The 11,922-nt window shown below is 32.3% G+C and carries 14 protein-coding genes; 13 read left to right on the top strand and 1 reads right to left on the bottom strand.

Annotation, left to right across the window (positions count from 1 at the left end; genetic code table 11):
- The first annotated feature begins 336 nt into the window (after positions 1-336).
- The 6 genes from ABE048_RS06990 (at position 337) to ABE048_RS07015 (ending at position 4,290) form a co-directional block, all read left to right on the top strand.
- Entirely contained in the window at positions 337-954 is a 618-nt protein-coding gene (locus ABE048_RS06990; RefSeq protein ID WP_430310171.1) for a stalk domain-containing protein, read from the top strand.
- A 14-nt stretch (positions 955-968) separates the two neighbouring features.
- Complete coding sequence (locus ABE048_RS06995) at positions 969-1,220, top strand: hypothetical protein (protein WP_430310173.1); 252 nt, start codon at positions 969-971, stop codon at positions 1,218-1,220.
- Positions 1,221-1,231: 11 nt separating this feature from the next.
- Positions 1,232-2,128: an FAD:protein FMN transferase gene (locus ABE048_RS07000; protein ID WP_430310337.1), complete on the top strand. Its 897-nt coding sequence runs from the start codon at positions 1,232-1,234 to the stop codon at positions 2,126-2,128.
- A complete protein-coding gene (locus ABE048_RS07005) occupies positions 2,121-2,672 on the top strand; it encodes a ferric reductase-like transmembrane domain-containing protein (protein ID WP_430310175.1) in 552 nt (183 codons plus the stop codon). Before ABE048_RS07000 ends, ABE048_RS07005 begins: the two co-directional genes overlap by 8 nt.
- Positions 2,673-3,092: 420 nt before the next feature.
- Positions 3,093-3,404, top strand: coding sequence for a hypothetical protein (locus tag ABE048_RS07010; RefSeq protein WP_430310176.1), 312 nt, complete (start codon positions 3,093-3,095; stop codon positions 3,402-3,404).
- Positions 3,405-3,645: 241 nt separating this feature from the next.
- Complete coding sequence (locus ABE048_RS07015) at positions 3,646-4,290, top strand: alpha/beta family hydrolase (RefSeq protein WP_430310178.1); 645 nt, start codon at positions 3,646-3,648, stop codon at positions 4,288-4,290.
- Between the two features lie 290 nt (positions 4,291-4,580).
- Here ABE048_RS07015 and ABE048_RS07020 read toward each other — a convergent pair whose 3' ends face one another.
- On the bottom strand, positions 4,581-5,243 hold the full coding sequence (locus tag ABE048_RS07020) for an O-methyltransferase (protein ID WP_430310180.1): 663 nt from the start codon (positions 5,241-5,243) through the stop codon (positions 4,581-4,583).
- Between the two features lie 124 nt (positions 5,244-5,367).
- Here ABE048_RS07020 and ABE048_RS07025 point away from each other — a divergent pair, with 124 nt between their 5' ends.
- The 7 genes from ABE048_RS07025 (at position 5,368) to ABE048_RS07055 (ending at position 11,912) form a co-directional block, all read left to right on the top strand.
- Positions 5,368-6,255 carry a LysR family transcriptional regulator gene (locus ABE048_RS07025; RefSeq protein WP_430310181.1) on the top strand — a complete coding sequence of 296 codons (888 nt, stop codon included), beginning with the start codon at positions 5,368-5,370 and terminating at the stop codon, positions 6,253-6,255.
- 363 nt (positions 6,256-6,618) lie between these two features.
- The gene (locus ABE048_RS07030) at positions 6,619-6,924 is read left to right on the top strand and encodes a hypothetical protein (protein ID WP_430310182.1); all 306 of its coding nucleotides are present in this window, start codon (positions 6,619-6,621) and stop codon (positions 6,922-6,924) included.
- 122 nt (positions 6,925-7,046) lie between these two features.
- Entirely contained in the window at positions 7,047-7,445 is a 399-nt protein-coding gene (locus tag ABE048_RS07035) for a DUF4362 domain-containing protein (RefSeq protein WP_430310183.1), read from the top strand.
- Between the two features lie 1,063 nt (positions 7,446-8,508).
- Entirely contained in the window at positions 8,509-9,207 is a 699-nt protein-coding gene (locus tag ABE048_RS07040; protein WP_430310184.1) for a response regulator transcription factor, read from the top strand.
- A gap of 4 nt (positions 9,208-9,211) precedes the next feature.
- Positions 9,212-10,573, top strand: coding sequence for an ATP-binding protein (locus tag ABE048_RS07045; RefSeq protein WP_430310185.1), 1,362 nt, complete (start codon positions 9,212-9,214; stop codon positions 10,571-10,573).
- A gap of 71 nt (positions 10,574-10,644) precedes the next feature.
- Positions 10,645-11,319 (top strand): polysaccharide deacetylase family protein, encoded by a 675-nt coding sequence (locus tag ABE048_RS07050; protein ID WP_430310186.1) that lies wholly within the window; start codon positions 10,645-10,647, stop codon positions 11,317-11,319.
- An 8-nt stretch (positions 11,320-11,327) separates the two neighbouring features.
- On the top strand, positions 11,328-11,912 hold the full coding sequence (locus ABE048_RS07055) for a DedA family protein (RefSeq protein WP_430310187.1): 585 nt from the start codon (positions 11,328-11,330) through the stop codon (positions 11,910-11,912).
- The last annotated feature ends 10 nt before the right edge of the window (positions 11,913-11,922 follow it).

Here is an 11,922-nt window from a genome sequence, read left to right on the forward strand (position 1 = left end):
CTCAACGCTCGCCCGCGGAAAGCGTAGCTAATTCCACATCATGCAGAAAATATATTAATACTATTAATTTTTGTATGTACACACTTTTTCAGTACCCTCCCGCTTTTCGCTGGAGGCGCCATCCTCCATTCCAATCGAATAAACGTAAACAAACAAAATTCAATAATGAAAGACTAAAACTTGCTAAATATAAGATTTAGTCTTTTCACTATTGACGATGTCATATTAAGTATAATTAATCGCCTCTTATAAAATATATTTTTAAAAATTATCAGTATTTATTCAGATTCATTTCATGATGTTTTTTTACACTGTACTTGAAGGGAGAGGATGAAGGTGAAGAAAAGCATAGGATTGTTTCTATTAATGCTGATTATTGGCACATCGGGTGGTGCTTATACTGCACATGCAGATGACGACCATCACGAATATTACGAAGAACATGAAAATCATGATGAAAAAGACCATGATGACGATGAAAATGAATATGAAAACAACTACGATAGTGGATATTCTGAAGATAATACGTTTACATCCGAACAAGGTCAATGGAATATTTGGACACGATCTCTAGTCCAAAATATTGATTTACTACCTTTTAATGAGGCAAAAAAGGTAACCTTTAAGATTGAAAATAAAGCTGTTGAAATCTACGTTATTCCCAAAAACGGAGAATTATTTGTCCCTGCTCAAAAACTAACGAAAGCTCTAGGGGGACAGTCAACTTATTATGAAACATCGAAGATTTTGGACACAAAGATGAAGGAGCATCAACTTATTTTCAGAGCAAATACAAATGTAGTCTTTGAAAACAAGTTTAAAACACCAATGCCAGCAAAAGCTTTTCATTTTAGTAAGGATATTTATGTGCCAGCAAGTGTCATCTTAAATTCATTTGGCTATTCCATAGATTGGAAAGAAGGACAACAGCAATTTATTTGTCAAATACTATAAGGAGGAATTGAAACATGAAAGATACCAAAAAAGCAAAGTGGCTTATCGGTTCATCTGCAGTTCTTTTATCAGCAGGATTATTGACACAAATGAACGACAAAGGACCTGCGGATGCTAATCACTTATCAAATAGCCAACTATCAAGAATTGATCAATCTAAAATAAGCAAAAAAGAAAAAGAGTTAATTCAACTTGATTGGACGAATTTTGACATAACAACGCAAGCTCCCACCGAAAAACACGATCGTCTAACGAGAAGATCATAAAGGTGAAACAAATGGAATCCACTTCATTGCACATGATGAATACCGACTTTTTTATAGAAGTACCCTCAACTTCTGAAAATTGGAAAGAACCCGTTTCAAAATGGCTTCAGTATGTGGCACAAGAATGGTCGCGCTTTATTCCAAATAACGAATTAGATCAGATTAATCAATTACCGATAGGAAAATCGTTAACAATTAATGCATCGTTGTACGACTGCTTAAAAAAGGCAAATGATTTTTATGAGCAAACAAAGGGGTTTTTTTCACCATATTTAAAAAATCAATTAGAAAAACATGGATACAATCAATCTTTTCCTTTCAATCCAGTTGAAAGTTATAAAGAAAGGTTAGATCTAATAGTGAAAGACCCATTGCTTTTTTTGGGGAACCAACAAATTTATAAAACTTCGAATCAACCAATCGATCTTGGCGGTTTTGCAAAAGGTTATGCTGTGGAACAAATAAAAAAGTGGTTGAAAATACATGGTTTTAGCTATGGAATTGTAGATGGTGGAGGCGATATGGCGATGTGGTCTGATGGGGAAAAAGAATGGTATATAGGCATTGCCGATCCCTTTGACAGAAAAAATATGGGGAGTATTAAAATACAAAATGGTGCTATTGCAACTTCTAACAGAGTATATAGAAGCTGGATTTTTCAGCATAAAGAAAGGCATCATATATTAAATGGACAAACAGGAAAAGTTGCAGAGACCAATATAATACAAGCAACAGTTATTACAGATAGTTTGTACAAATCTGAAGTAGCTGCCAAGTTATGTTTTTTAATGAACGAGCAGCAGCTAAATGAATGGTTAGTAAATAGTGGTTGGCGTGTGGCACGATTTATGGTCGATCAAGATGAGACGACCAAATGGATTAAAATAGGAGATGGAGAACATGTTTAATACTTGGGAATGGATTCGGATATGCGGATTTCTCTCCTATTTCTACTTTACTGTAGCAGTTATTTTTGGCTTATTTCGAAAAACACCTACCATTACAAAGCAAAAAAATCTATTATTTCATTTACATTTAAGTGCGGGTTGGATGGGGTTACTAGCTCTTGCTGCGCATGTTTTATTACTTTTAATTGATCAATATCAACCCTATCGTATAGTAGAGATTCTTGTACCTTTTACAGCCAACTATAAACCGATTTTATCAGCTATTGGAACAATTAGTTTATATGTATTTCTAATCGTAATCATGACTTCTGATCTTTTAATTAGTAAATTGAATCGAAAACTATGGAAATCGATCCATTTTCTTGCACTTCCAGCATGGGTTTTGATCTTCTTACATGGTGTTTTTATCGGCACCGATAGTGCAAATCCTATCATAGAAATATTTTATATTACAACAGGTAGTATCATTATTATTGCAAGCTGTCTCCGAGTCTATGGAACATATACAAAAACAACATCTCAAACTTTAAGCAAAAAAGAGTGAATATATAAGATAATATAGGGTAAATAGTATAATAAAATAAAACCACACCTTATATTTAGAGGATTTGAGTTTGATTATATGTAATCAAACTTTATAATCAAACTTTTATTTGTATATAAAAATACATCCATTAAATCTTTATTGAGATAATGGATGTATTTTTTATTGTGGTCTTTTAATAAAGATTGATAATTAATAATTAAGTTCGATTATTTATAATAAAGTTTGAAAAAAACCTGTATGGAATGCAGTTTTCTTATTCCACAATCGGGCCATATTGTTGAATAACGAGTGTGAGGAAAAATTCATATTGTGAAGATTTTCACTTAAAATAACGGGGCAGTTTAGTTGAATAAGAACAACTGTTAAAATAACAATAAATCAGTTAAAAAAGGTGTTGGTATTTTGGGGAATTACCTGTTGCTTATAGAAGTTTTACCTCATTTGGCAAACAAGATTAAACAGTATTTTATTAGTAAATCTCTATTTGAATTAGCAAACCAAGTTGATAATCTTCGAATTAAGGGACTTTGTGAATGTGGTGAACCTGATTGTGGTTCATTTTATCTTGCAGAATATGAAGAAAATGAGGATAAACTAGAAGGTTTTTCATTTGAAGAAATAGGAACAATCGAAGTTTATGAAGGTAAAATCGGTTTTGTTGAAATCTTTCCAAGTAATTTTGGTTACGAAATACGTTCAACACTAAAGAAAAACAATATATCTTGTTGAGCTTAACGGTTGCGTTAGTTAAAGATGAATTAAGTGATTTTAGGTTTGAGAACTTCTAATAGTTATTCCATTATAGGGCGCTTTTCTAAAATAGGAGAGCGTCTTTCTTCATAAATAGGAACTTAAATAACAATCCACAATTAACTGGATATTAATGTTAAAATACAGATGAGAAAAAAATAAACTTAAATTAATAGGTTAGTCGATTAAGGTACTTTTGACAAAGATATAGGGGGATACTATGAAGGGTACAAAAATCTCGGTAGATACAAATGATCGTCTTAAAAAGATTGAGTATACACATATTAAAACAGGTTCTAAAAAAATTTGCTTTATGTTTTCGGGTAGTGGTTATACCTACGATAAACCCTTGTTTTATTACGCAACAATGGTAATGCTTGAAAATCAATTTGATGTTGTTCAGATTCACTATTCATATAATAAAGAATTATTCGATCAATCATTCGAAGTTATAACTAATAACATCATGAATGATGTTAACCCTGTTATAAGCAATGTTCTTTCTAATTTTCAATATGATGAAACAATTTTCCTAGCGAAATCACTTGGAACAATTCCTGTTATTAATGAAATTATGAAAAGAGAAGTTTTTAATAAGTCGAGGATGATATTACTTACCCCTTTATTGAAACTTGATAGAATATATGAAGAAATTTTAAACAGTAATCATAAAGGATTGTTAGTGATTGGTGACAAAGATCCTCATTTTAACTCTGAACAAGTCGAACATATAGCACAGGAAACTTGTTTTAACATTGAGGTAATCAATGGGGCAAATCATTCGTTGGATAATGTTGAGTATGATACACTAACTACTATTTCATCTTTAATGAAAGTGATGAAAAAACTGAGAGAATTTATTTGATATATAAGGTAATATTAAAACTCCCTTTATGCAACAATCGGGCGCTATCCTTGAATAAGGATAAGCACTTATTTTCATTAAAGGGCGTGATTGTTTAATAAGCGTCTCGGTTCTTATTAAACTCCCATGAAAGAACTTAATCATCTTTCATTTTCTGTGGTGAAGTGCTGATTTTGGTGCTTCATGGGTGGCTAAAGGGGCAGTTTAGTACAAAAAAAGAATAGTTAGTAGTGGTTGCAAAGTAGATGTTAGAAGGCTGTGTCAAATTAATTTTGACACAGCCTTCGGATTTATTTAACGATACTTATCACAAAGCCATCGTACCCTTTATTGCCAACCGTTTGTATAGCTGTAGATTCAATACGAGGTTCTTTTTCTAATATATCCATAAATTTACGTACACCTTGCACGCGGTCATCTGCACTTCTTTCATCAATAACTTCACCGTTTCGAACGACATTATCACTGACTATCAGCGCCCCGTTATTCGCTAATTCTAATGCCCATTTTAAGTAATCGGGATTATTGGGTTTATCTGCATCAATAAAAATTAAGTCAAAAAATATACCTTTTTCTTTAAGGGTAGGCAAGGTTTCTAATGCTTTGCCTACTATGACTTCGACTTTACTCGTACAACATGCGTTCTGAATATTTTTAATAGCTATTTTTGCATACTCTGGTTCAATTTCAAGTGTATATACTTTACCAGTTTCAGGGAGTGCACGTGCAAGCCATATACTACTATAACCACCTAGGGTACCGATTTCTAATATGTTTTTAGCCCCTTTAATTTTAGCCAATAGGTATAGAAGTTTACCTTGTGTTGGTGATACATCAATTTCTGGAATACCAGCCTCTTTATTAGCTTGCAAAACTCCTTCAAGTGTTACATCAGATGGTATTAGTTTATCAATAAAATATTCATCTACATCTTTCCAAACGTTATTTAGCATAATGGTAACCTCTTTTCCATTTTATTTTTATTCTTCCAACAAAAGTGTATGATAAAATGAATAATAATAAAAATATATTATTATTATTCATCCATAACTTTAGGTTATAGATAGGGGTGAAACCATGAATATACATGGATTAAAATTGTTTTATCAAGTAGCGAGTACAGGTAGTTTCACAAAGGCAGCCAAATTGATGTGTATTAGTCAACCTGCAGTTTCTAGTCAAATTAAAAAATTTGAACATGAAATTGGAGTTCCGTTATTTAAGCAACAGGGACGAGGTGTTGTATTAACTGATTTCGGGGAAGCATTAGCAGAAAAAGCAAAAAATCTTGTTACTCTTGAAGAAAATATTGAATCTTTTATTGAGGATTATCGACTTGCCAAGGCAGGAACAATTCAAATTGTTGCTACGTATTTGCCTGCAAATTTTTTAATACCTAAATGGGCAGCTACGTTTAAAAGTGCAAATGAAGATGTCAATTTAGTCATTACAACTGCCAATACGAAAGATGCATTTGAGCAGCTCATACATTATAAAGCCGATATTGCTATTTATGGGGGTGGAGTATCGGAAAGACCAGAGGAAGTAGCGTGGGAAGAGTTATTTGAAGACGAACTTTGGTTTGTTGTATCTACTTCTCATCCGTTTGCTAATAAAACTATTTCGTTAATGGAGATGGTTAAAGAATCATTTATTATGCGTGAAGAAGGAAGTTCGATGAGAGAACATCTTTTTTCTTTATGCAAAACTCACCAAGTAAGATCACCCAAAATCTCACTTCAATTTAGTGGCATTAATGAAACAATTCGTTCTGTAATGGCTGGATATGGTGCAAGTTTTATTTCATCGCTCGCTGTTCGTGAATATGTAGATAATGGCCAATTAGCGAGAGTGTATGTACAGGGTATACATATTAAACATAAAATCGCTATTTGCACAAGAAAAGCTGAGAAGCATAGCTTACTTGTGCAAAAATTTACAGAAATTGCTAAAAACAATCTGTGAGTAAACTCCACCCTTCTGTCGTTAAAGACAGCGACTGTTAAATAAGTAAAAAGAAAAGAATTTAACATGTGATTTTTTTGGTCTCCTAAATCCTTTTACGTTAACAGAGCATTCTTCTTAAACTAAACCAGCTAATAGAAGGTTAATCGTTATTCAATTATAGGGCGCAATTCTTGAAAAAGAATTGTGCCTTCTTTAGCTAAAGGGCCAGATTGTTGAGCAACTCTTTTAAAGAAAATTAGATCTGTAAGTTGGTAGTAACGAGGGTGTTGATCCAACAAGGATTTACGCCTTTATTTGTTGAAGTAAATACACTATAGGGCAGTTTGTTTCATAAGATAAAATTTTTGTCTCGGAGGATAAATGGATAGACATAGAAAAATGGATAAGCATTTTAGTATTAAAGTTAATAGCAAATCAGTAAAAATACTTAAATATAAGAGAGATAGTTACTATGATGACCTTAATAATGAAGAGGTACATATAATTGAGTTAATCACTAAAATACCTACCAATGTATTAGACCATAAGGAAGTTATTATTGATATAGAAGGTGAAATCATAAAAGCTAAATGGGTTTCGCATTTCTCTCAACCAGGGCTACATAGATACAAGTACAGAGTATATAATGCCTTATTTCACTTTCGGATGCTTAACGATCTTCAATAATCGGGCGCGATTCTTCAAAAGCGAAGGATCGCATTTTTTTATTCATGTAAGGTGCAGGTTAGTGAAATCAGTGTTTTGAAACTTTTTTCAAAAATTAATGTCTAAAGAAAAGGGTGAATATTTTGAAAAAGATATTTATAATACTTTCTGTAATTAGTTTTGCATTAGTTGGCTGTTCTCAAGAACCAAAAATACCGAAGGTTGAAGAAGTAGTAAATAACCACGGTGATGTTCAAAATTTGGAGGGTTTAGACAGATTTGTTAAGAATGTAGAAAATCAAAAAGAAACAAAATTAAATTTTATTCAGTATGGGACAGAGGGGCAACGGGGAGTTAGGACATTAACGTTCGATGGAGAACAAGTGATTGTTTTTCATAGTGTTGATGGGAATATTATTGAGGAATACAATTGTAAAAAAATAATAGTTGAAGCAGAAGAAGAGATGAAAAGTTATATTCTTAGCGAATGTAAGGGAAGTTTTAATGGGGATTTTGAGTTACTATCAGTTCCAAATAAATAAAACTAAGATGCTTTAGATGGAGTATATATTTTGCAATTTTCGTGTTTTTCAATATTCAACAAACGGGCGCGTTTATGGAGTAATGTAGGTAGAAAATGATCAAACTTTTTTTAAAAACCAAACTTAAAAACTCAAAAGAAGAATCCATTTTGATCAATCTTTTTTTCAAAATGGATTCTTCTTATTAATCGTAAAATAATGATTTATGAAGTGTTTTGCTCAAACTTTATTTCAAAGCTACATTAATGGATGTATTTTTATATACAAATAAAAAGTTTGATTATAAAGTTTGATTATATATAATCAAACTCAAAACCTCTAAATATAAAGTCTGGTTTTATTTTATTATACTATTTACCCTATATTCCGAGTTTATATTTACTCTTTTTTCTTATCTTCATTCCTCGAAATTGATAATCCACAAAGTTGACACAATAAAATATCTTAAAGTTCCATTAAAAAATGAAATAACCTGAATCACAGTGTTAAATTAAAATAGGGATATATTTGAATCAATTTCATAATGCAAAACTTATATAAAATATACTAACATTTAATGATATTCATTATGGAGCGAAAGACGGCGAGTCCTCGAAAATGCATTCGCATTTTCTTCGTGCGGTGTGAATTCAGGGAAGCTAATTCATTGTCCTACAGGAAAAGCTTGAGCTGAAAACCCTCCAGGAACAATAAAATGGAGAGGACCGAAAAAGTAAAATAGATAAAAATTTATAATAAAAATTTTGTATAGCTATCTATGTTGATGTGGAATTAGCGAAGACTCCTGCGGGAAAGCGAGACAGGTGAGACCCCGCAGTGAAGCACGGTACGGGCTTCCGAGGAGGCTCATCGCTCGCCCGCGGAAAGCGAAGCTAATTCCACATCATGCAGCAAACAGATTAATACTATTTATATGTGTATTTAAAAATACAAAAGTATAATTCCTAATTTACGTTAACAAATTGAAAAATTAAAGAATCCATGATTTTAAACGATTCTTTAATTGTGCACAATAGATAGAAGTTGATACCATTACATTGGCAACTTAAAGGAGTGTTTAAATATGGAAAAACGAATTTTGGTAGTTGAAGATGAACTTCAAATTGCTAAAATATTGAAATTAGAGCTTGAATATGAAGGATATGAAGTAGTAGTTGCGAATAATGGCAAATTCGGATTGGAAGTAGCTCTTAATGGGAAAATTGATTTAATTCTATTGGATATTATGCTACCAGAAATGAATGGAATTGAGGTATTGAGAAGAGTAAGAAAAGAAAATGAGATGATGCCGATCATTCTACTAACAGCTCGTAATATGACAATGGATAAAGTAACAGGACTTGACCTTGGAGCCAATGATTATATTACAAAACCGTTTGAAATGGAGGAATTACTTGCAAGAGTTCGCTCTTGTCTTCGTCAAAGTTCCTTTATCTCTAATAGTTCAAATATTGAAGAATCGATTATGACAGTAAAAGATTTAACCATCAATAATGATACCCGTGAAGTTACAAGAGGTGATTCAGGCATCACTTTGACTCCTAAGGAATTCGACTTACTAGTGTATTTGGTTTCTCATAAAAACAAAATCGTCACAAGGGAAAATATTATTAAAGACGTATGGGATTATGACTATGAAGGCGATACAAATGTAATCGACGTTTATATTTGGCATTTAAGGAAGAAAATCGATGAAGGGTTCGAAAGTAATGCTATTATTCAAACCGTTAGGGGAGTGGGCTACATCGTAAAGGAGAGTTAAGTAAATGAAAATCACTACTAAAATTAATCTGATTACAACAGCATGGATCACTTGTGTATTGGTCATTGTGAATATTGCAGTATTTTATTCTTTTATGAATGTTACTGTGAATGTAGAAGAAAAAATAATGCTTCAAAATGCAGGCGAAATTTTAGAGGATATCAATCACGGTGATTCAGATGCAGTTATAAACGATAAATTATCGAAGTATTTAACAAATGGTTCATTTATTCGAATTATAGATCCTCAATCAAATATTAGTAATCAAGTAACAAACAATAAACAATTAGCGAATAAAATTAAAGGGAAATTCACTGCTAGTAAAGAATCTAAACGATATCTAGTAACACTAGCTCAAGGAGAAGAACAGATTCTTGTAGTAAGGATTCCAATCGAATCCAATGGAAAGGTAATTGAAACGCTAGAAATTGGGGAGAGATTGGTGGGACTTGAATTAGGTAAGGACGTTTTACTTTCTATTCTCGTTCTTTGTACCATTTTTGGAGCAATCATTTCATTACTAGGAGGTAAATGGTTAGCTAGTATCATTATAAGACCTGTATCTCATATGATTAATACAATGGAGGAAATTGAACAAAGTGGTATTACAAAAAGGGTGGTTATTGATCAACAGCCTAAAGACGAATTACAAAAAATGGCTGTAACATTTAATCGGATGATGGATCGATTAGATATCAATCTAGAAAAACAACAACAATTTATTTCTGATGCCTCTCATGAACTTAAAACACCGATTACTGTTATTAAAAGCTATGCAGATTTCTTACGAAGACGTGGTATACAAAATAAGGAAGTAGCACTTGATGCTGTCGAAGTCATTCATTCGGAAGCAACTAGAATACAACAAATGACAGAAAAATTTCTAGATTTAGCTAATACTGAATCAGAAAATGCTTTAGATAAGAAATCAATAGATTTAGTATTGTTAAGCGAAGAAATAGTGAAACAACTTCACAGCACTTATAAGAGAAATTTAGTATTGCATTATGAAGAAAAGCCAATTACGGTTATAGCAGATGAGTTAAAGTTAAAACAGGTGTTAATTATACTCCTTGATAATGCGATCAAATATAGTACAGATCAAATTGACATTTATTTAGAGAAAAAAGAAAACGGCACAGTTATTCGTGTAAAAGACCATGGAATAGGTATTCCAATGGACGAAATTAATAATGTCTTTGAAAGATTTTATCGAGTCGATAAGGCAAGAAATAGAGAAACTGGTGGTACAGGACTCGGTTTGTCCATAGCAAAAAATATTATGAAACAACATAATGGAGAAATTAAAGTAGATAGTGTTGAAGGAGTTGGAACAGAGATGGAGTTATTCTTACCAAAAGATTGATTCCAATGAAGCAAAAAAAACTATTGAAAAGAGCTGTTATTTAAGTGAACTATTTATTAATTTGTGGGGTAATGATTGTAATATTATTCCTTTGTTATGGGCCATTACCTACAGTGCTTATTCGAGTATTTGAGCGAGGTATTTCAAAAAGGATTCCTGAAAAAGGTATGGCCTTAACTTTCGATGATGGTCCAAATGCTGAATATACACCACAGTTGCTCGATTTGTTTAAAAAATATGATGTAAAAGCTACCTTCTTTGTTGTAGGCAGCAACGTTAAAAAGCATCCAGAAATTATTAAACGTATGGCTAAGGACGGTCACACAGTGGGAATCCATCATTATGACCATATTTCAAGTTGGATTATGTCTCCGTTTCGATTAAAGAAACAATTAGAAATGACTGAAAAAGTAATAACTGAATGTACAGGTGAAAAAGTTTCCTTTTATAGACCACCTTGGGGGCATTTTAATGTCTTCACCTTAGCAGTAAGTAAAAGGTATAATAAAATCATGTGGTCAAATATCTTCGGAGATTGGAAAGTAGAAAAAGCTAAACATGGCCTTCTAAACGAATTAAGAAATTCTTTAAAGGAAGGTGCAATTTTCGTTCTACATGATAATGGGGATACTTTAGGTGCTGAAGAACAAGCGCCAGGTTATATGATTCGAAATTTGGAAATTTTCCTAAAGGAATGTAAACAAAAAGACGTACGATTTATTACATTAAAAGAGCTAAAAGAATAGAGGGTGTTATGAGTATAGATACAATTGCACAATATATTGGTTCATATGGTTATTTAATTCTTTTTATCTGCTTATTCTTTGGGATTGTTGGAATTCCTGCTCCAGAAGAATCACTACTGTTTTTAGCAGGTATATTAATTAGCCATCATAAGCTTTCAATGGGACCAACTATTGTCTATACAGATTTAGGAGCTTTTATTGGAATGGTTGCCGCGTACATTTGTGGAAAGTATTTAGGGCTACCATTTGTAAATAAATTTGGCAAATACATTGGTCTATCATATGAAAGATGGAGTAACATAGAAAATAAGTACAAGAAAAGTGCCTACAGAACGATAACATTCGGTTTTTATTTACCAGGCATTCGTCAAATAAGCCCATACTTTGCTGGGATTGCAAAAGTTCCGTTTCTCCGTTTTTTCTTATTTTCCTTATTAGGCAGTACTATCTGGACAATTCCATTTATCTTAGCGGGATATTATACAGCGGAAACGATTTATATCAATCCTAAATACGTACCTTATTTTGGGGTTTTATTGTTCGTGCTATTTTTATTGTATATTTTCATAAAAAAATTGGTTTCCCGAAAATAACAAATGAATA

It is taken from the genome of Rummeliibacillus pycnus, assembly GCF_050459865.1.
Lineage (GTDB): Bacteria > Bacillota > Bacilli > Bacillales_A > Planococcaceae > Rummeliibacillus > Rummeliibacillus pycnus_B.

Excerpts from the sequence above, each read along its gene's own strand:
- ABE048_RS06995 (WP_430310173.1), top strand. The coding sequence starts at position 969 with ATGAAAGATACCAAAAAAGCAAAGTGGCTTATCGGTTCATCTGCAGTT.
- ABE048_RS07000 (WP_430310337.1), top strand. The coding sequence starts at position 1,232 with ATGGAATCCACTTCATTGCACATGATGAATACCGACTTTTTTATAGAA.
- ABE048_RS07005 (WP_430310175.1), top strand. The coding sequence starts at position 2,121 with ATGTTTAATACTTGGGAATGGATTCGGATATGCGGATTTCTCTCCTAT.
- ABE048_RS07015 (WP_430310178.1), top strand. The coding sequence starts at position 3,646 with ATGAAGGGTACAAAAATCTCGGTAGATACAAATGATCGTCTTAAAAAG.
- ABE048_RS07020 (WP_430310180.1), bottom strand. The coding sequence starts at position 5,243 with ATGCTAAATAACGTTTGGAAAGATGTAGATGAATATTTTATTGATAAA.
- ABE048_RS07025 (WP_430310181.1), top strand. The coding sequence starts at position 5,368 with ATGAATATACATGGATTAAAATTGTTTTATCAAGTAGCGAGTACAGGT.
- ABE048_RS07030 (WP_430310182.1), top strand. The coding sequence starts at position 6,619 with ATGGATAGACATAGAAAAATGGATAAGCATTTTAGTATTAAAGTTAAT.
- ABE048_RS07040 (WP_430310184.1), top strand. The coding sequence starts at position 8,509 with ATGGAAAAACGAATTTTGGTAGTTGAAGATGAACTTCAAATTGCTAAA.
- ABE048_RS07045 (WP_430310185.1), top strand. The coding sequence starts at position 9,212 with ATGAAAATCACTACTAAAATTAATCTGATTACAACAGCATGGATCACT.
- ABE048_RS07050 (WP_430310186.1), top strand. The coding sequence starts at position 10,645 with ATGATTGTAATATTATTCCTTTGTTATGGGCCATTACCTACAGTGCTT.
- ABE048_RS07055 (WP_430310187.1), top strand. The coding sequence starts at position 11,328 with ATGAGTATAGATACAATTGCACAATATATTGGTTCATATGGTTATTTA.